This window comes from Streptomyces sp. NPDC002623 (genome assembly GCF_053592635.1).
In genome coordinates this window covers 372783-391557 of record NZ_JBSFWB010000005.1, presented here as the reverse complement: position 1 = coordinate 391557, position 18775 = coordinate 372783, and the positions used below count along the sequence as shown (strand labels likewise).

The following is an 18775-nucleotide window of genomic DNA, read 5'->3' as shown; positions in this document are numbered from 1 at the left end:
CACAGTAGTGAGCAATAAACTAGCCTACTCATCGATGTGCAATTAACTCGTCCTCGGGAGTCCCGATGCCTTTGATCACCACCACGCCCGTCGAGAAGATGACCGGGTCCTACCCCCGGCGCTGGTGGGCTCTGATCGTCCTCTGCCTGAGCCTGTTGATCGTGGTCATGGCGAACACCTCGCTGATCGTGGCGGCGCCCGACATGACTACGGACCTGGGCCTGTCCAGCAGTGACCTGCAGTGGGTCATCGACGGCTACACCGTCCCGTACGCCGCGCTGATGCTGGTGCTGGGCTCGATCGGCGACAAGTACAGCCGCCGCGGCGCGCTCGTCGCCGGGCTGGTGATCTTCGCGGGCGGCTCGGTGATGGGCAGCCTGGTCGACGAGACCGTACTGGTCATCACGGCCCGCGCGATCATGGGTGCGGGCGCCGCCGTCGTCATGCCCGCCACGCTGTCCCTACTGGTCGCGACCTTCCCCAAGAGCGAGCGGACCCGGGCCATCACGGCCTGGACCGCCACCTCCGGTCTCGCCATCGCCGTGGGCCCGCTGGTCGCCGGGTGGCTGCTGGAGGACCACGCGTGGGGCTCGACCTTCCTGATCAACGTCCCCATCGCGGTCGTCGCCGTCATCGGCGCGCTGGTCCTGATCCCGCCGTCCAAGGCCGAGGGCATGGGCCGGATCGACTACGTGGGCGGTCTGCTCTCCATCATTTCCGTCGGCTGCCTGGTGTACGCGACCATCGAGGGCCCGCACTTCGGCTGGGGCACCGGCCCGATCGCCGCCGCGGTGGTCGCCGGTTTCGGCCTGGTCGCCTTCGTCGCCTGGGAGCTGCGTCACCCGCACCCCATGCTGGACGTGCGCAAGTTCAGGCTGCGCCCCTTCAGCGGGGCGATGCTCGCGGTGCTGTTCTTCTTCTTCGGTACCTTCGGCGCGATCTACTACTCCACCCAGTACCTGCAGTTCGTCCTCGGCTACGACGCCCTGGCAACCGGCGTACGCCTGCTGCCGCTGGCCGGTGCCGTCTTCCTCGGCGCCGCGGTGACCGGGCAGCTGACCCCGAAGCTGGGCATGAAGCCGATGGTCGTGGCCGGCATGCTGATCGGCACCACCGGCGTCTTCCTGCTCACTCAGGTCGACAAGAGCTCCACGTACACCGACTTCCTGACACCGATGATGCTGCTCGGCTTCGCGATCGGCCTGAGCGTGTCCCCGGCCACCGACACCATCATGGGCTCCTTCCCCGAGTCCGAACTCGGCGTCGGCGGTGGCGCCAACGACACCTCCATGGAGCTCGGCGGCTCCCTCGGCATCGCGATCCTCGGCTCGCTGCTGGGCACGGCCTACCAGGACAAGCTGACCGACCTGGTCGGCGGACAGCTCCCGGCCGACGCGCTGGAGACCGCCAAGGAATCCGTGGGCGGCGGCCTTGCGGTCGCCGAGCAGCTCGCGAAGACCCCCTCGACGGGTGCCCAGCAGGCGCAGGCCCTGGTGGACGCTGTGAATGAGTCCTTCGCGCACAGCGTCGCGCACACCAGCCTCATCGGCGGCATCATCATGGCCGCCGGGACGCTGATCGTCCTCGCCGTCCTGCCGGGGCGCACGCGCGCCGGAAAGCCTGTTCAGGAGGATGCGGTGGAGGCGGAGGCGGAGGCGGAGGCGGAGGCGGAGCGCGCGGGCGTCGTCTGAGGCTCCCGGCGGGACGGTTCAGGAGGAGGCCGCCCGCCGTGGATCCGCCGTAGTTCTCCATCCCAGGACGGTCGTGCCTGAGCGGCGCACGGCCGGGGGCGGTGCCGGGAGGGACAGTCGGCACCGCCCCTCTTCCGGTCCTCAGCCGAGGTCGGGCAACGGGCCCCGAGCGACCTCGCGGGTGCGGCTGACCGGCGGTGCCCAGGACCAGGGCGATGTCGACCCTCGGGCCGCCCGACACGCGCAGCACCATCTTGGCGAGGTTCGAGGCGGCCTCGTCACCGTCGAGGTCGTGGCGGGAGAACCTCAGCTCTGCCAGGGACAGCTGAGTGCCGTCGAGGGTGGAGAGGGCGGCGATGGGTTCGAGGGCCGGTGAAGCGGTCGGGACGATCCCGACCTTGAGATTGCCCAGGGCTCGAGCGGCGACGCCGTTGTCCGAGCGGGACATGTTCGAGGCAGCGGCGTCGCAGGACCTGCACGAGTTCCGGGCGTGGCTCGGGAATCCGAGTGCTGAGCGGGATGCCTGCCGCGCCGAGTTCCGCCGGGTCGTTGAGCCCGGCCAGAGGCGCTGTCAGGCGGTCAGGGTCATCCCCCGCGCTTGGCTGCCATACGGGTGGCCGCTTCGTAGACCAACTCCGCATGCAGCTCGAACATCGCCACGAGGTCGACGGCGTCGCCGTTGACCTCCCGTTGGACGAAGAGGCCGTCTGCTCCGGCGACGGCATAGATGGAGAGCGTGCGTACGGCGTCCTCGTTCAGGTCGGGGACCAGGACCTCGATCACCTCGGAGATCTTCCGGCGGGCGATGTCGCGGACCTGGAGGAACACCGTCCGGCCCCGGGGCTCGGTGGGTCGGCGCTCCAGGGCGAGCATGAGGCCCAAGCGCAGGAAGTCCGGTGCGTCGACGAGCGACTTCGCCACGTTCGCCGCCATGCTCGTGACCCGCTCCAGCGCCGTGCCCGTTTCTTCCCCCGGCAGCTCGACGGCGGTGAGCCACGTTTCGAAGCTGCGCTCGATGACGGCGGCGATCAGGTCGTCCTTGTCCTTGAAGTGCCAGTAGATCGAGCTCGCGGGCAGCCCGCACTTGGCGCTGACCGCCGCGATCGAGGTGCCCTCGTACCCGCGCTCACCGGCGATCTCCACCGCGGCGTCGAGGATTCGCTGTCGCGACTCCACCCCGTTCGCGCGCTTCCTGCGCTCCATCTGCGGCCTGGTCATCGAATCCGTCCTTCCTCATCCAGCCCTTGACCTCGTCGTGCGGCCACTTTACCGTAGCGATGATTCCAATTGGAGTAAACGCTACAACAAGAGCCGACGCAGTTCAGGGACGACAAGTGAGGTGGCCTGGTGAGCGGTATCCGTGCCAGGGGCAGAGCCGAAGACGAGGCGTATGACGTAGCCGTGATCGGCTACGGGCCTACAGGAGTGACCGCGGCGAACCTGCTGGGGGCGATGGGCCTCAGGGTCGTCGTACTCGAGCGCGACGCCGAGATCTTCTCCCGGGCCCGGGCGATCTCCACGGACGAGGAGGTCATGCGGATCTGGCAGCGCGCCGATCTGGCCGAGCGGCTGAAGCTGGACATGCTGGCCGAGCGGCCGCTGGACTTCGTCGACGCGAAGGGCCGTGCTTTCATCAGCGCTCACCCGAGCCCGCGCGGCCATGGCCATCCGCCGCAGATGTTCATCTATCAGCCGGCGCTGGAACAGGTCCTGCGAGAGGGGGTCGGCCGCTACCCGAACGTGGAGATACTGCTGCGGCACGAGTGCCTGCGGCTGCGACAGGACGGCGGCGGGGTCGAGCTCACGGTGGTGGGTGCAGACGATTCGGTACGACGGCTGCACGCGAAGTACGTCATCGCTGCCGACGGTGGCTCCAGCCTCACCCGTGCCCAGCTCAACATCGGCTACGAGGGCAAGACGTACGAGGACCGCTGGGTGGTCATCGACACCCAGATGCTGAAGCCCTGGCCGGACCACGACCGGCTGCGCTTCCGCTGCGACCCGGCCCGGCCGGCGGTGGACTGCCCGACCCCGCTCGGTCACCACCGCTGGGAGTTTCCGATCCTGCCCGGCGACGACGAGACGTACCTGACCACCGACGAGGCCATCTACTCGATGGTGTCCCGGTACGGGATCGGCCGGGACCAGATCAAGATCCTGCGGGCCACCGTCTACAGCCACCACGTCCGCTTCGCCGCCCGCTTCCGCATGGGCCGCGTCTTCCTCGCCGGCGACGCTGCCCACGCGATGCCGCCGTGGATCGGCCAGGGCATGGCCGCTGGCGTGCGCGACGTGGCCAACCTGTGCTGGAAACTGGCCGCCGTACTGCGCGGCGAACTGCCCGAGACGGTGCTGGACAGCTACGAGGCCGAACGTAAGCCGCACGTCAAGGAGATCACCAAGCGTGCGGTGTTCGTCGGCCGGATCATCACCGAACGGCGCCTCCCGGTCACCCGGCTCCGCAACACCGCACTACGTGCCCTCAACCGCATACCGGGCTTCAGCAACTGGCTCCAGGACTCCAACTGGATACCCGTCGCCCACTACGCCGACGGCTTCCAGGCCCGCCCCCGCACCAAGGCGTCCGGCCACCAGCTCCCCCAGCCCTGGGTGACCGGCGCCGACGGCGAACGCCTACGGCTGGACGACGTACTCGGCGGCCGCTGGCTGCTCCTGCACGCCCGCTCGGCGGTACCCCAGCCCTCGTGGGACCGCGCCGGTGTTCCCTCGCTGACCGTCACGCCCGCCGGCTCCGAGCCGGCCGAGGGCACGGTCGTCGACAGCGAGGGCGTGCTGCTGCCCTGGATGGCCGAGCACCGCGTGGCCACCCTCGCACTGCGCCCGGACGCCTACGTCTACGCAGCCGCACCCGCCGGCGCCCCACTCCCGCCGGCTCCCGCCGGCTTCGCCCCGGCGCCGCGCGCGACCGCTTCGATCGCCCTGTAAGGACTGCCATGACCACGCACACCGAACTGCCGTCGATGCAGGAGTCCATGCTCGACGTCGCCGGTAAGAAGATCTTCGTCGCGGAGACGGGAGAGGGCCCGCCCGTCCTGCTGCTGCACGGCGGCGGCCCTGGTGCCTCCGGCGTCTCCAACTACCACCGCAACATCGCGGAGTTGGCCAAGGAGTACCGGGTCATCGTGCCCGACCTGCCCGGCTACGGACGCAGCACCAAGGGTGTCGACGGCGCCGACCCCTTCGGGTACCTGGCCGACACGATCCGCGGCCTGCTCGACGCACTCGGCCTGGACAAGGCCCACATGGTCGGCAACTCCTACGGCGGCGCCTGCGCTCTGCGCCTCGCCCTGGACACTCCCGACCGGGTCGACCGCATGGTCCTCATGGGCCCCGGCGGTATCGGCACCACGCGCGCGCTGCCCACCCCGGGCCTCAACAGCCTGCTCAACTACTACTCCGGGGACGGACCTTCCCAGCTGAAGCTGGAGAAGTTCATCCGCAACTACCTGGTCTTCAACGCCGCCGATGTGCCGGACAGTGTCATCGACGCGCGCTATCGCGACAGCATCGATCCGGAGGTCGTCGCGGCTCCGCCGCTGAGGCGCCCGAAGTCCCTGCGCGCCTTGTGGAAGATGGACTTCACCCGCGACGCCCGGCTGTCCCGGCTGCCCGTGCCGACCCTGGTGCTCTGGGGCGCTGCGGACAAGGTCAACCGGCCCGCGGGCGGACGCATGCTGTCCGAGCGGATGCCCAACTGCGATCTGTACGAGGTCGCCAACACCGGTCACTGGGTCCAGTTCGAACGCGCCGAGCTGTTCAACCGGCTGTGTGCCGACTTCCTGGCAGGCCGCCGATGAATCCCACCGCCTCGGTCTTCGGTGCCGTCCACCTCGGCTACCTCGTTATCGAGACCAACCGCTTCGCCGACTGGCGCCGTTTCGGCACCGACGCCATCGGCATGCACCACGACGACCTCGACGCCGGCCTGATGCGGTTCCGTCTCGACGACCAGGAGTGCCGCTTCCTGCTCCGGCGCGGCCCGGCCGAGGACGTCGTCGCCACCGGCTGGCACCTCGACGACCACTCGACCTTCGAGCAGATCGAGGCCCGTATACGCGCCCACGGCGTACCCGTCGTCGAAGGCACTCCGGAGGAGGCCGCCCTGCGGGGCGTCGAGCGCCTGCTGCGATTCCCCGGCCCCAAGGGCATCACGCAGGAGATCTACACGACGCCCGTGAAGTCGGTCGAACCTCTGCGGATGCTCGCGTCCGGATGGGTTACTGGTGACTCCGGCATGGGCCACATCGCCATCACCTCCACCAAGCCCACTCAGCTGCGGGGCTACTTCAACACCGTCTTCGACGCCCGCCTGACCGACTACATCGACGAGACGATCAGCGGCGTCAAACTCAAGATCCGCTTCCTGCGGGTCAACGAACGCCACCACTCCATCGCGATCGCCGCCGTCCGGGGCCTGCCGATCGACCCGATACGCACCCGGGTTCAGCACCTCAACATCCAGGCCGCGTCTCTCGACGACGTGGCGCAGAGCTATCAGCGGGTGTGCGAACTCGGCTTCGACATGGCTCTGTCCGTCGGCCAGCACACCAACGACAAGGAACTGTCCTACTACGCCCGTACCCCCTCGGGCTTCGAGTGGGAGGTGGGCTGGAACCCGATCGTCATCGACGAGTCCACGTGGGAACCCACCACCCACCAGGGCATCAGCATCTGGGGCCACACCCCGGTCGGCCGGACCATCGTGGACAAACTCGACCAGTTCCGGCTCGGCGCTCTCTCCCTCGCCCGCCAGGAGAACACCGTCCCGGCCCTCAGCGGTGCCGGTATCCCCGACGACTGACGGTGCCTGCGTACGGACCGGTGTCGGCGCCGGTCCGGATCGGCGCGTGCGGGGCACTTCCTCTTGCCCGGCGTCACTCTGCCTGCCTGGCGCGCCGCGCTGCGCTGCTGAACAGCGTCTTAACTGGCTGCTTGCTGAGGGGCTGCCCGCGGCTGGGCTTCCGCGCTGTCAACGACGAAACCATCGGCGGGGGCATGTCGGCCATCACGATGACGATCACCTCGAGGATCCGCAGCAACAATCGCCCTGGCCCGCTCACGTAGGTCGACGTCATCGACGACTTGGTGCTCTCGCGCTGCTGTCCCGGGGGATCAACTTGCGGCTCAACGGCAGCGGTGAGCCCCGGCCGAGCGTCGGCCGGGGCTCACTTCCCTGTCGCCCGCGATCAGGATATGCTCCCCGTCCGCGCCACCAGGTCGAGGGCGATGTCGGTGATCATGTCCTCCTGGCCGCCGACCATGCCGCGCTGGCCGACCTCGACGAGGATGCTGCGGGTGTCCAGGCCGTACCGCGCGGCGGCGGTTTCGGCGTGGCGCAGGAAGCTGGAGTAGACGCCCGCGTAGCCGAGGCTGAGGGTCTCGCGGTCCACCCGCACCTCGCGGTCCTGGAGCGGTCGTACGAGGTCGTCGGCGGCGTCCATGAGCGGGAACAGATCGCAGGCGTGCTGCCAGCCCATCAGGTCGGCGACCGCGACGAACGCCTCCAGCGGACAGTTGCCCGCCCCCGCGCCCTGCCCCGCGAGCGAGGCATCGACCCGTACGGCGCCGCTCTCCACGGCGACCACGCTGTTGGCGACGCCGAGGGCGAGGTTGTGGTGGGCGTGGATGCCGAGCTCGGTGGCCGGGTCCAGGACATCCCGGTAGGCGCGGAAGCGGTCGCGGACGCCGTCCATGGTGAGGCGGCCGCCGGAGTCGGTGACGTAGACGCAGTGGGCGCCGTAGGACTCCATCAGCTTGGCTTGGCGGGCGAGTTCGGCGGGTTCGGCCAGGTGGGACATCATCAGGAAGCCGGCGACGTCCATGCCCAGGTCGCGGGCGGCGGCGATGTGCTGGGCGGAGATGTCGGCCTCGGTGCAGTGGGTGGCGACCCGCACCGAGCGGATGCCCAAGGCGTGGGCCTGCCTGAGGTCGTGCAGGGTGCCGATGCCGGGCAGCAGCAGGGTGGTGGGCGCGGCGTGCTGAGTGGCGTCCACCACCGCCTCGATCCACTCCCAGTCGGTGTGGGCGCCCACGCCGTAGTTGATGCTGGAGCCGGACAGTCCGTCGCCGTGGGCGATCTCGATCGCGGCCACGCCGGCGGCGTCCAGGGCGGCGGCGATGGCGCGGGCCTGGTCGACGGTGTAGCGGTGGCGGACGGCGTGCATGCCGTCCCGCAGGGTGACGTCCTGGACGTAGAGAGCGGTTCCGGTGCCGGTCATCGTGCGGCCCTCTCGGTGGAGCGGTGGGCGGCCATGCGTTCGGCGGTGCGCAGCGCGGCCGAGGTCATGATGTCGAGGTTTCCGGCGTAGGCCGGCAGGTAGTGGGCGGCGCCCTCGACCTCCAGGAAGACCGACACCTTCAGCGCCTCGTCGGTGCCGGGAGCGAGAGTGCGCAGCGGGTCGTCCGCCGCCACCCGGTCGAACTGCACCTTCTGCTTGAGCCGGTAGCCGGGCACGTACGCCTGGACCCTTCCGACCATCTCCGCAATGGACGCGGTGACGGCCTCGGTGGCGCAGTCGGACACCAGGCAGTGCACCGTGTCCCGCATGATCAGGGGCGGCTCGGCCGGGTTGAGCACGATGATCGCCTTGCCGCGCGCGGCGCCGCCGACCTGCTCGATGGCCGACGAGGTGGTCTCGGTGAACTCGTCGATGTTCGCCCGGGTGCCGGGTCCGGCCGAGCGGGAGGCAATGGACGCGACGATCTCGCCGTAGTGGACCGGGGTGACCGCGTTCACGGCGGCGACGATCGGGATGGTGGCCTGGCCGCCGCAGGTGACCATGTTGACGTTCGGGGCGTCGAGGTGGGCGTCGCCGTTGACGGGCGGGACGACGTAGGGGCCGAGGGCGGCGGGGGTGAGGTCGACGAGGGTGCGGCCCAGCGGGCGGAGCACGTCCTCGTGGTGGCGGTGGGCGCCGGCCGAGGTCGCGTCGAAGACGATCTCGACGTCGGCGAATTCGTCCAGGGCCACCAGGCCCTCGACACCGTCGTGGGTGGTGGCCACCTTCAGGCGGCGGGCACGGGCCAGCCCGTCGGAGTCCGGGTCGATACCGGCCATCGCGGCGATCTCCAGGCTCTCGGAGAGCCGCAGGATCTTGATCAAGAGGTCGGTGCCGATGTTGCCGGAGCCGATGACGCCGACCTTGGTCCTGCTGCTCACTGGTCGTCTCCTTCTGCCGCGACTGTTGTCGTGGCGTCTTTGGCGAATCCGACGCGTACGGAGCCCAGCTCGGATATGTGGGCCTCGAAGTAGTCACCAGGGGTGGCGGGGGCCATCGGGCCCAGCGCCCCGGTCAGCACCACATCGCCCGCGCGCAGCGGGTCGCCCCGCTCGGCGAGCGCGGAGGCCAGCCAGACCGCCGCGTTGAGGGGGCTGCCGAGGCAGGCGGCACCGGTGCCCTCGGAGACGGCTGCCCCGTTGCGGGCCATGGTCATCGTCACGGCGCTGAGGTTGACCCTGGTGAGGGGTACGGGCGTGGCGCCCAGGACGTACAGACCGCAGGAGGCGTTGTCGGCCACCGTGTCGACGAGGGAGATGTCCCAGTTCGCGATACGGCTGTCGACGATCTCCAGCGCGGGCAGCGCGAAGTCGACCGCTCGCAGAAGGTCGACGACCGTGCACTCCCGGTGCGGAAGATCGCGACCGAGGACGAGAGCGACCTCGGCCTCCACCTTGGGTTGCAGCAGCCGCCCGACCGGCACCTCGCCGCCGTAGGGCACGGCCATGTCCGCGAACAGCGCGCCGAAGTCGGGCTGGTCCACACCGAGTTGACGCTGCACGGCAGGCGAGGTCAGGCCGATCTTGCGGCCGACGATCCGTCGTCCGGCGTCCAGGCCGCGCCGGACGTTCAGCTGCTGCACGGCGTACGCGGTCTCCAGGTCGCCGCCTTCGTCGAGCAGGGTCCGCACCGGTGGGCAGGCGACCCCGGTGCGGGTGGCCTCCGCTAGGATGTCGGCGGCCTTGACCACGGCCGGTGGAACGGCGTCCGGACGGACGCTGTCGAGCACGGTCGACACGGGATACCTCCAGAGGGGGGAGTGGCGGTCCGGGCGCGGGCCCCGGTACAGGTACCGATATAGACAGCTCGCCGTTGATGGGACAACATTTGTTCCGTGGCACGGAACATTGTCGGCGGCAGCATGCTGGAAAAGGCCGCACTCATCCTTGAATCCTTCAGTCCGAGTGGCGGGACGTACCGCCTGTCGGAACTTTCGGAGCGTACGGGCCTTCCCAAGCCGACCGTGCATCGGCTGGCGGCGGACCTGGTCCGGCTGGGCTGGCTGGAGCGCTCGGGCGCCCAGTACCGGCTCGGCGCGAAGCTCTTCGAACTCGGCTCACTCGTCCCGCACCGGCTGGATCTGCGGGAGACTGCCCTGCCCTTCCTCCAGGACCTGTTCGAGGCCACTCGCGAGACCGTCCACCTCGGCGTCCGCGAGGGACTGGACGTGGTCTACCTCGAACGTATCCACGGCCACGAGGCCCTGCAACTGCCCTCACGCATCGGCGGCAGCCTGCCCCTGACTTGCACCGGCGTTGGCAAGGCCCTGCTGGCCTTCTCCGGCGCCGAGCTGACCGAGGAGGTGCTGTCCCGCCCGCTGCCCAGCCTCACGCCATACTCCATCACCGACCCGGCCCGCCTGCGCATGGCCCTGGAGAAGACCCAGGTCTCCGGCCTCGCCTACGAGGAACAGGAGGCCGCCCTCGGCGTCAGCTGCATCGCCGCCCCCGTCTTCGCTGGCGACGCCACGGTCGCCGCCCTCTCGGTGGCCGTCCCCCGCACCCGCTTCAGCCCCGCCCAACTCGCCCCCGCCGTACGGACGGCGGCCCTGGGCCTGTCCCGTGTGCTGCGCGGGGGCGGCTGATCGAACTGGGGTGTATCGACGACCAGTAGAAGGAGAGGACCGGCGTGGTGTTCGGGGCGTCAGTGAGCAGGCCGGTGTCGCCGCACCACCGCTGCGTCAGCGTTTGTCCGGCCGTCTGCGGGGCCTGCGTCGGCACCGGGTGCCTTGCCGGCTGGTGCTATGGACGTGGACACCGGACTCGCGCTGCTGCGCGAGGTCCTCGCCCAGGTGCCGACCTCGTTAAAGCCCTTTGCGCCGTCTCCGCACGAAATCCGCTCTCAGGCGTCGTCCGAGGCGCCGGCCAGAACTCCCCGCGCGAACCGTGACCTCCCGAACCCCGGCCGCAGCGGCGACGAGCCTGATCCCGCCATGTCCCAGCGGCCGAGCCTCCGCCTCTGTGGCCAGCCGACGTTGGCGCTCCCCCAGATGCGGCAACAACGCCTGAAAGCTCGCAACCACGACCGCCTCGGTACCCTCCAGACTCCCGACACCGCAGCAGCGATCCCCGGAGTCGGAAGCGGGACGTGTTTCCCGGCAAGTCCTTAGCCCCGCCCAACTCGGCCCGCCATATGGGGGGGGGCTGACCGCGCCAGGCGTATTGATCACGAGCGTCGTTGACACTGGCTGGGGCTTGATCATGACGAAGACCTCCGGTGCGCTTCGCGCCCACCCGGCAGCAAGCCATACGACATGAAGGCGGATGTGCTTGCACACGTGCCGGATCGGTGGTGACGAGGCAGGTCAGGACGTCTTTCGTCCTTGCTCTGGGCGTTGAGTATCCAGATGTCGCTGCAGCGGACTGTGAGCACCGTCATTTAGATAATTGCTCGCATGTGTGCAAGTGTGGTCTCGCTGCTCCAGTTGAAAGGGATAGTGCGGTGCCGATATTCGTCACGTGCACACGCGGAAGGCGATTCACCCAGGTGTGCCGTCCTTGTTGCGCTGAGAGCCTCGGCCGCCGGGGGCGGTCCCTGTCCCATGCCGGGCGGATGACGCTATTGCACAGGTCGAGGGGCAGATGCCTCGGCTGGGTCCGAGGCCGCGGGGGCAACGGTGTGCTGCGGCCGCACCGCGCCGATGGTGCTTCGGTACGTCGTCCACACGATTGCCGGGGAAAGTGAACATGGTTGTCCCGACCAGTGTGATATCCGGAGCGGGGAATTTGCCCGTGGCCTTGACCCCTTTCGTGGGCCGGAAGCGTGAGGTCGCCGAGGTCCGGCATGCGGTGGCCACGGCGCGGCTGCTGACCCTGACCGGGGTGGGTGGGATGGGCAAGACCCGGCTGGCCCTGGAGGTGGCTGCGGAGTTCTGCGAGGAGTTCGCGGACGGGGTGTGGGTCGTGGACCTGGCCCCGGTGCGGGTGTCGTCGGCGGTGGCTGATGCGGTGGCGGCCGCGCTGGGGGTGCCGGACACGGGCACCCGGCCCGTCCTGGAGCAGCTCGCGGGATATCTCGCCGGGCGGCAAGCGCTGATCGTGCTGGACAACTGCGAGCATCTCGTCGACGCCTGCGCTGAGTTGGCGATGCTTTTGCTGTCGGCCGCCGCAGGGCTGCGCATGGTGGCGACCAGTCGGCAGACGCTGGGTATCACCGGCGAGCATGTCTTCGACGTGCCCCCGCTGGCCCCGGACGAGGCGGTCGAGCTCCTGCAGGCCAGGACGTCAGCCGTCCGGCCGGAGTTCCGGGTGACCGACGCGAACCGGGCACAGGTTTTCCGGCTGTGCGCCGATCTGGACGGGTTGCCGCTGGCCATCGAGCTGGCCTCGGCCCGGCTGCGCACCCTCACCGTCGATCAGGTGGCGGACCGGCTGGAGGACCGGTTCACGCTGCTCACCAATGGCTGCCGGATCGCGCCGCCACGGCAGCGCACACTGCGCGCGCTGGTCGACTGGAGCTGGGAGCTGTGCTCTCCCGTCGAGCGGCTGCTGTGGAACCGTCTGTCGGTCTTCGCCGGGACCTTCGGCCTGGACGCGGCCGAGGAGGTCTGCGCGGGCGAGGGTATCGAAGCGTACGAGGTGCTGGACCTCCTGGACCGGCTGGTCGCCCAGTCTGTGGTGCTGATCGGTGAGGTCGAGGGGCTGCCGCGCTACCGGCTGCTGGAGACCGTCCGGCAGTACGGACGGGAGCGACTCGCCGCGTCCGGAGGAGAGGAGAAGCGGCTGCGGCGGCATCGCGACTTCGTCCTCGCCCTTGCCGAGCGCGTCGACAAGGGCTGGTACGGCCCCGGACAGGTCGAGAACCTGACCAGGCTACGCGCCGAGCATGGCAACCTGCTGGTCGCTCTGGACTGTGATGCCGACCCCCAGGCCAGGCTCAGGCTGGCCGCCGCGCTGGCCTTCCACTGGTGCGTCGGCGGCTTCCTCGGCGAGGGGCGCCGTCAGTTCGACCGGGCTCTGGCGGGGGCGTTCGAGCCTACTCAGGTTCGGGCCCGCGCTCTGGTGTGCGCTGCCTGGGTGGCGCTGTCGCAAGGCGATCTGGCCGTGGCCGATCAGTGGCTGGACGAGGCCGACGAGATCGGCGAGCAGCTGGGCGACCCGGCCCTGCTGGCCGACGTGAGGGGCTTTCGCGGGGTGTCGGCGCACTTCCGGGGGCAGGTGGGGGAAGCCATGACCCGGTACGAGGGCACGCTGGCCACCCTGACTGCGCTGGGCGACGAGCGTGGAGCGGCCGGCTGGCTGCTCGCGCTGGCCTGCCTCCAGGCTTATGTCGGGGATCCGCGTGCGGCGGAGACCGGCCGGCACCTGATCACCGCCGCCGAGGCGACCGGGGAGCGGTGGGGACGCGCGCAGGTGCTGCTGGCACTGGGCTTCGACGCCTGGCAGCGGGATGACCAGGAGGAGACCAGGGCACGCGCCCGGGCCGCACTGGAGAGTATGCGGGGCTTCAACGATCACTCGGCGGTCGCGAGGATGCTGGAGGTGCTCGCCTGGGCCACCGCCTCGGCGGGCGACCGTGAGCAGGCCGCCCGGCTCCTGGGCACCGCGGGCACCATGTGGCGGGACGCCGGCACCGCCATCACCGCGTTCGACCCGCGGATGGCCGAGCACCACACGCGCTGCGAGGCAGAGGTCATCGCCGCCCTGGGCCCGGCCGCGTACGAGAAGGCGTTCGCGGAAGGCGGCATGCACGACAGCCCCGACCGGGCCATCGCCTTTGCCCTGGATCCCCACGCATACGCCCACGCCAACTCCGACACCAGCCCGGTTGCCCTGAACCCCCTGACCCGCCGCGAGCGGGAGGTCGCCGCACTCGTGGCCAAGGGCATGAGCAACCGGCAGATGGGCTCCGCACTCGGCCGCTCTCCGCGCACGATCGAGGGCCACGTCGAAAATATCCTGGCCAAGCTGGAATTCGGCTCCCGCGCACAGATCGCGTCTTGGTGGACAGCGAACCAGCCGCTCACCCCGTAGGACAACCCCGTAGAACCACGCGGTTTCAAAGCGGGCCCCGCCGCGTAGAAGTACGCATGGTCCAGGGGCCGGTCCCGCGCTGATCCTTTCCCCGATGGCGCACTTCCCAGCGGACAAAGGAACCCACATGACCAGCACGAAGCAGGGTGGACTCTCCCGTAGATCATTTCTCGGCGCTGCGGCAGTGGTCAGCGCGGTGGTCGGCGCCGGCCTCGGCGCGATGATCGGTGCCGCTCCCAGCGCCGTCGCCGCCGCCGGCGCGGACTTCACCTGGAAGATCACCCACGAGGCCGACCAGGACGTGGAGAACTACGTCAAGATGCTCAAGGCGATCCGCCAGGCGACCAGCTCCCACCAGATCGATCCGCCGAACGGCCGTACCGTCTACGTCACCGATGAGGCAGGCACCAACGCCTTCACTACCGTCGACATACACCCCAGCGAGGGCGGGAACTTCGTCCGGCTGTTCCTGCGCCGGTCGGACGTCTATCTCATGGGCTGGCGCGTCGGCTCCACGGACAGTGACGGCACTGTCCACTTGGGCAGCATCTTCACGCTGGACGCGAATGTGCAGCTGCCGGGATCGATCCGGACCACCACCGCTACCGCAGAGGCGAACACGGACCCCCGGTACGAGGGGCTGGAGAACTACAGTGCCCTGGCGCAGCAAGGCGCCAGCCGCACCAACCTGCACATCAGCCCTTCCAGCCTCGAAGGTGCTGTGAACAGGCTCATTCAAGGTCGGGGTACGGGCGCGAACGCGACCGCCACCGCAGCTGCGGCGATCCTTCAGATAATCGTGGCGCTCGCCGAAGCTGCCCGGTTCCGGGTTCAGGCGGTCCAGACCGTGCAGGCGTGGCTCGTCGGCAGTGACTTCGTCCTCAGCCCAACACACATCGCGCACCACAACTTCTGGGCCACTCTGAGCAACACAGTGATCGCCATGTGGCTCGGCGGTGCCATCCTCCTCTCACCGGAACTCGAGGTCGGCACCGTCGTCTACCTGGTCATCGCGGACATCGCGCAGAACGTCATGTTGGCCCACCACTCGGGCCTGCACAGCAAGGACGCCGGCGGCAAACTCGAGGTGGGGAAGACGTTTCTCGTCGCGGGCGACAGCTCCGGCGATTTCGAAACCGTGCAGGCCGCGATCGACGCTGTTCCCAAGGATGACGCCGGGTACCAGATCTTCATCGACAAGGGTTTTTACAACGAGGCCATCAGCGTCGGGTCGCACCAGACCTGGCTGACGATGAAGGGGGTCAGCGGCGACGCCAAGGAGGTCGTCATCTCGCACAATGCGGCCCACGGGATGATCAACCCGGCGACCGGCTTGCAGTACGGCACCCAGGGCAGCGCCACGGCGACCTTCACTGCGCCCGACCTACGCGTCCAGGACCTCACGATCCAGAACACGTTCGACCCCGCGTACCAAACGGAGATCGATCCCTTCGAGACCCAGGCCGTAGCGTTGGCCGCCATGGGTGACCGGCAGATCTACAGCAACATCCGACTCCTCGGCCGCCAGGACACCCTGCTCGTCAAGGCGCCGACCGCCACCGACCAGGTCCGGCAGTACTTCGTCGCCAGTTACATCGAGGGCTCGATCGACTTCATCTTCGGCAACGCCACGGCGGTGATCGACCGGTCCAAGATCGCCATGCAGAACTGGGTCGGCGGGACGGTGCTGGCGCCGAACACCGACTGGCGGAAGAAGTACGGCATCCTGATCACGCACAGCGAGATCTTCACCAACGGTGTTCCGGAGAAGACGATGTATCTCGGCCGGCCGTGGCACAACGTGCAGGAGGCCTGGCCCCAGGCGCTGGTCCGCGACACCGTGATCCACTCGGGCATCAAGTCCGAGCAGCCCTGGACCAACATGGTCCCTGAGTACCCCTGGGACTGGGCCCGGTTCAAGGAGTACAACAACACCGGAGCGGGGGCCGGTACCGGCACGAACGCCCCGAAACTGACCGCCACCGAGGCGGCCGACTACACCGCCCAGAAGTACCTGGCCGGCACTGACGGCTGGAACCCAGTCTTCTGACCGCGGCCCTCGCGGCACGGTGAAGCGACGGCGGGGCCGGGACAGCACGACTTGTCCCGGCCCCGGCACCAGGTTCCAAGGTGTGCCGACAGGCAGCCCATGGCTACTCTTGCGGCATGACGACGTCTCTGATCACGGAGACGGAGGTGGCCCCACTCCTTCGGTAGGAGAAGGATGGCTGCGCGATCCGTTCAGGCCGGAAGAGCCAGGCGGCGATGATCTTGCGCCCGATGCCAGTCGCGGCATCTTGTTGCCATCACGTCTGTCCGGAGCCGAACCCCAGCTCCAGGGGCAGGAGTTGCCAGGCTATGCCGCTGTGGAACACGTACAGGATGCCCTGCAGACACAGCCGATCCGGCACCGGCCGCGGGCCCGGCAACTTCTCGGGCCAGGGCGGCGGCAGCGACTCGATCAGCGCCCACAAGTCGTCCTCCACGATCCACAGCCGAGAACTCACACCCTCCCGAACCGTCACATCAGTTACGCCCGACCAGGGCGCCTCTAGCGAGCTCGTAGTGGGCGTACGCCGTGCCATGGTTGGGGAAGTCGCGTGGGACGCATTTCCAGGGGATTTCCGTGCGATTGACGTAGAGGAGCGCGTCGGAGACGTCGCGCAGTTCGCCCGACGCCGGTTTGTCGGTGGGTCTGCGGTCAAGCCGGGCTTGTCTCCGAGCCGTCAAGTCGGCTCGGTCAAGGCCCATCGGGCGTCGGACAGGTCGCTGGGATACGGCTTCCGGTGACTCACGGCACAGCGTGATCATGGACGTATCGGAGGGCTCCGTTCCACTGCCCCTCGGGCGTTTCTGCGCCCGGATCCGAAGCCACAATCACCGGAGGCTCGCTCACGTCGGTCGACGTCCGTCGACGACTTGGCGCTCTCGCGCTACTGGCCCAGAGGAATCGGCTTCCGGCTTACCTGGCAGCGGTGAGCCCCGGCCGGGCGTCGACCGAGGCTCACTTCTTTGCCGCGCCTCGTCGGTGCCGGGAGCGAGGGTGCGCAGCGGGTCGTCCGCCGCCACGCGCTCGGAGTGCACCTTCTGCTTGAGCCGGTAGCCGGGCACGTACGCCTGGACCCTTCCGACCATCTCCGCAATGGACGCGGTGACGGCCTCGGTGGCGCAGTCGGCGACCAGGCAGTGCACGGTGTCCCGCATGATCAGGGGCGGCTCGGCCGGGTTGAGCACGATGATCGCCTTGCCGCGCGCGGTGCCGCCGACCTTCTCGATGGCCGAGGACGTGGTCTCGGTGAACTTGTGGATGTTGGCCCGGGTGCCGGGGTCCGCGGAGTGGGAGGCGACGATCTCGCCGTAGTGGACCGGGGTGACCGCGTTCACGGCGGCGACGATCGGGATGGTGGCCTGTCCGCCGCAGGTTGCCATGTTGACGTTCGGGGCGTCGAGGCGATCCTCACCCTTGACCGACGGGACTTACGTGCCATACGTCCTCTGGGCCGGCACAAGGCGTTCCGGGTCCTGCCCGACGACCTGCCGCTGAGACGAAGGCTTTCGGGTGCGAAGTGCCCACTGCAGAAATGGACTTCGGCAGCAGCTCACCTGCGTGGATCCTTTGGGGCGAGGCGTTCGAGTTCGGCGGAGGTGGAGTTCAGCAACTCGTTCCACGCCTGCTCGAACTTCTGCACGCCCTCGTCTTCCAGGAGCTGGACGACGTAGTCGTAGTCGATGCCGACGGCAGCCAGCGCGTCGAGCTCGGCCTTCGCCTGCTCGTACGTGTTCCGGATGGTGTCGCCGGTGACTTCACCGTGGTCGCCGGTGGCGGTCAGGGTTGCCTCGGGCATGGTGTTGACGGTGCCGGGGGCGACCAGTTCGGTGACGTACATGGTGTCGGGGTAGGCCGGGTCCTTCACGCCGGTGGAGGCCCACAGGGGGCGCTGCCTGTGCCGCCGTGGTTCTCCAGTGCGGTCCAGCGGTCGGAGGAGAAGACCTCCTCGTACGTCTGGTAGGCGAGCCGGGCGTTGGCGAGGGCGGCCTTGCCCTTGAGGGCCAGGGCCTCGTCGGTGCCGGTCTTCTCCAGCCGCTTGTCGATCTCGGTGTCCACGCGGGAGACGAAGAAGGAGGCGACCGAGCGGATCCGGGACAGGTCCAGGCCCGCCGCCTTGGCCGTCTCCAGGCCGGTGAGGTAGGCGTTCATGACCTCGCGGTAGCGGTCGAGGGAGAAGATCAGGGTGACGTTGACGCTGATGCCCCGGCCGGTGGTCTCGGCGATCGCCGGGAGACCGGCCCGGGTCGCCGGGATCTTGATCAAGGTGTTGGGACGGTCGACCAGCCAGGCGAGCTGCTTGGCCTCGGCGACGGTGGCACGGGTGTTGTGGGCCAGGCGCGGGTCGACCTCGATGGAGACCCGGCCGTCCTGACCGCCTGTGGCGTCGTACACCGAGCGCAGCACGTCCGCCGCGTCGCGTACGTCGGCCGTGGTGATCATGCGGATCGCCTCGTCGACGGTGACTCCGCGCGCCGCGAGCTCGGCGAGCTGCTGCTCGTAGCCTCCCCCACTCTCGGCTTCGCTCGAGCGGGGGTACCCCCATCCGCCGGAAATGGCCTTCTGGAAGATCGAGGGGTTGGTGATGACACCCACGACGTGCTTCCGGAGGATCAGCTCGCCAGGTTGCCGGAGGCGATCCGCCCGCGGGAAAGGTCGTCGAGCCAGATCGCGACGCCTCCTTCGGAGAGTCACTCGAGTGCGTCGTCTGTCGTTGGAGTCGTATCTCCTCGTAGTCGTGTGCGTCGTCGGATACGGCGTCCCCGT

At 69.0% G+C, this 18775-nt stretch carries 13 protein-coding genes and 5 pseudogenes; 8 read left to right on the top strand and 10 right to left on the bottom strand.

The genetic code is table 11. The annotated features are described in order from the left end of the window. Positions 1–65 precede the first annotated feature (65 nt). Positions 66–1691, top strand: a complete 1626-nt coding sequence (locus ACWD4O_RS11955; protein ID WP_451279616.1) for an MFS transporter — start codon at positions 66–68, stop codon at positions 1689–1691. Positions 1692–2276: 585 nt separating this feature from the next. Here the strand turns inward: ACWD4O_RS11955 and ACWD4O_RS11950 are convergent. Further along, complete coding sequence (locus ACWD4O_RS11950; protein WP_351902451.1) at positions 2277–2909, bottom strand: TetR/AcrR family transcriptional regulator; 633 nt, start codon at positions 2907–2909, stop codon at positions 2277–2279. A 129-nt stretch (positions 2910–3038) separates the two neighbouring features. On the opposite strand from ACWD4O_RS11950, the gene ACWD4O_RS11945 reads away from it, so the two are divergent. Genes ACWD4O_RS11945 through ACWD4O_RS11935 form a run of 3 tightly spaced genes read left to right on the top strand, consistent with a single transcriptional unit; the run spans position 3039 to position 6513 of the window. Then, entirely contained in the window at positions 3039–4637 is a 1599-nt protein-coding gene (locus tag ACWD4O_RS11945; protein WP_451279615.1) for a bifunctional 3-(3-hydroxy-phenyl)propionate/3-hydroxycinnamic acid hydroxylase, read from the top strand. 8 nt (positions 4638–4645) lie between these two features. Beyond that, positions 4646–5509, top strand: a complete 864-nt coding sequence (locus ACWD4O_RS11940) for an alpha/beta fold hydrolase (RefSeq protein ID WP_451279614.1) — start codon at positions 4646–4648, stop codon at positions 5507–5509. Beyond that, positions 5506–6513 (top strand): VOC family protein, encoded by a 1008-nt coding sequence (locus ACWD4O_RS11935; protein WP_351902457.1) that lies wholly within the window; start codon positions 5506–5508, stop codon positions 6511–6513. The genes ACWD4O_RS11940 and ACWD4O_RS11935 overlap by 4 nt, the downstream gene beginning before the upstream one ends. Before the next feature lie 73 nt (positions 6514–6586). Here ACWD4O_RS11935 and ACWD4O_RS11930 read toward each other — a convergent pair whose 3' ends face one another. The 4 genes from ACWD4O_RS11930 to ACWD4O_RS11915 form a co-directional block, all read right to left on the bottom strand. Next, positions 6587–6787 carry a hypothetical protein gene (locus ACWD4O_RS11930; RefSeq protein WP_351902460.1) on the bottom strand — a complete coding sequence of 67 codons (201 nt, stop codon included), beginning with the start codon at positions 6785–6787 and terminating at the stop codon, positions 6587–6589. A 111-nt stretch (positions 6788–6898) separates the two neighbouring features. Then, positions 6899–7930 carry a 4-hydroxy-2-oxovalerate aldolase gene (gene dmpG / locus ACWD4O_RS11925; protein WP_351902463.1) on the bottom strand — a complete coding sequence of 344 codons (1032 nt, stop codon included), beginning with the start codon at positions 7928–7930 and terminating at the stop codon, positions 6899–6901. After that, on the bottom strand, positions 7927–8871 hold the full coding sequence (locus tag ACWD4O_RS11920; protein WP_351902466.1) for an acetaldehyde dehydrogenase (acetylating): 945 nt from the start codon (positions 8869–8871) through the stop codon (positions 7927–7929). Before ACWD4O_RS11920 ends, dmpG begins: the two co-directional genes overlap by 4 nt. Then, positions 8868–9728 (bottom strand): 2-keto-4-pentenoate hydratase, encoded by an 861-nt coding sequence (locus ACWD4O_RS11915; RefSeq protein ID WP_451279613.1) that lies wholly within the window; start codon positions 9726–9728, stop codon positions 8868–8870. The genes ACWD4O_RS11920 and ACWD4O_RS11915 overlap by 4 nt, the downstream gene beginning before the upstream one ends. A 123-nt stretch (positions 9729–9851) precedes the next feature. On the opposite strand from ACWD4O_RS11915, the gene ACWD4O_RS11910 reads away from it, so the two are divergent. Beyond that, the gene (locus ACWD4O_RS11910; RefSeq protein WP_351902992.1) at positions 9852–10574 is read left to right on the top strand and encodes an IclR family transcriptional regulator; all 723 of its coding nucleotides are present in this window, start codon (positions 9852–9854) and stop codon (positions 10572–10574) included. Positions 10575–10862: 288 nt separating this feature from the next. On the opposite strand, the pseudogene ACWD4O_RS11905 reads toward ACWD4O_RS11910, so the two are convergent. Next, positions 10863–11033, bottom strand: a pseudogene (locus ACWD4O_RS11905) (ISAzo13 family transposase); the annotation flags it as partial. A gap of 688 nt (positions 11034–11721) precedes the next feature. Here ACWD4O_RS11905 and ACWD4O_RS11900 point away from each other — a divergent pair. Together ACWD4O_RS11900 and ACWD4O_RS11895 are read left to right on the top strand one after the other, a co-directional pair. Further along, positions 11722–13962 (top strand): LuxR C-terminal-related transcriptional regulator, encoded by a 2241-nt coding sequence (locus tag ACWD4O_RS11900; protein ID WP_451279612.1) that lies wholly within the window; start codon positions 11722–11724, stop codon positions 13960–13962. Between the two features lie 94 nt (positions 13963–14056). Next, a complete protein-coding gene (locus tag ACWD4O_RS11895; RefSeq protein ID WP_451279611.1) occupies positions 14057–16012 on the top strand; it encodes a pectinesterase family protein in 1956 nt (651 codons plus the stop codon). 256 nt (positions 16013–16268) lie between these two features. On the opposite strand, the gene ACWD4O_RS11890 is transcribed toward ACWD4O_RS11895, so the two are convergent. The 3 genes and pseudogenes from ACWD4O_RS11890 to ACWD4O_RS11880 form a co-directional block, all read right to left on the bottom strand. Beyond that, entirely contained in the window at positions 16269–16469 is a 201-nt protein-coding gene (locus ACWD4O_RS11890; RefSeq protein WP_451279610.1) for a transposase, read from the bottom strand. 55 nt (positions 16470–16524) lie between these two features. Next, positions 16525–16757 (bottom strand): annotated as a pseudogene (locus ACWD4O_RS11885) (transposase); the annotation flags it as partial. Positions 16758–16995: 238 nt separating this feature from the next. Beyond that, positions 16996–17439: pseudogene (locus tag ACWD4O_RS11880) on the bottom strand (acetaldehyde dehydrogenase (acetylating)); the annotation flags it as partial. Here ACWD4O_RS11880 and ACWD4O_RS11875 point away from each other — a divergent pair. Further along, a pseudogene (locus ACWD4O_RS11875) lies at positions 17410–17505 on the top strand (VapC toxin family PIN domain ribonuclease); the annotation flags it as partial. The pseudogenes ACWD4O_RS11880 and ACWD4O_RS11875 overlap by 30 nt on opposite strands. Positions 17506–17561: 56 nt before the next feature. On the opposite strand, the pseudogene tal reads toward ACWD4O_RS11875, so the two are convergent. Next, positions 17562–18678 (bottom strand): annotated as a pseudogene (tal, locus tag ACWD4O_RS11870) (transaldolase). Positions 18679–18775: the final 97 nt, after the last annotated feature.

Excerpts from the sequence above, each read along its gene's own strand:
- ACWD4O_RS11910 (WP_351902992.1), top strand. The coding sequence starts at position 9,852 with ATGCTGGAAAAGGCCGCACTCATCCTTGAATCCTTCAGTCCGAGTGGC.
- ACWD4O_RS11930 (WP_351902460.1), bottom strand. The coding sequence starts at position 6,787 with ATGACGTCGACCTACGTGAGCGGGCCAGGGCGATTGTTGCTGCGGATC.
- ACWD4O_RS11895 (WP_451279611.1), top strand. The coding sequence starts at position 14,057 with ATGGCGCACTTCCCAGCGGACAAAGGAACCCACATGACCAGCACGAAG.
- ACWD4O_RS11935 (WP_351902457.1), top strand. The coding sequence starts at position 5,506 with ATGAATCCCACCGCCTCGGTCTTCGGTGCCGTCCACCTCGGCTACCTC.
- ACWD4O_RS11940 (WP_451279614.1), top strand. The coding sequence starts at position 4,646 with ATGACCACGCACACCGAACTGCCGTCGATGCAGGAGTCCATGCTCGAC.
- dmpG (WP_351902463.1), bottom strand. The coding sequence starts at position 7,930 with ATGACCGGCACCGGAACCGCTCTCTACGTCCAGGACGTCACCCTGCGG.
- ACWD4O_RS11950 (WP_351902451.1), bottom strand. The coding sequence starts at position 2,909 with ATGACCAGGCCGCAGATGGAGCGCAGGAAGCGCGCGAACGGGGTGGAG.
- ACWD4O_RS11955 (WP_451279616.1), top strand. The coding sequence starts at position 66 with ATGCCTTTGATCACCACCACGCCCGTCGAGAAGATGACCGGGTCCTAC.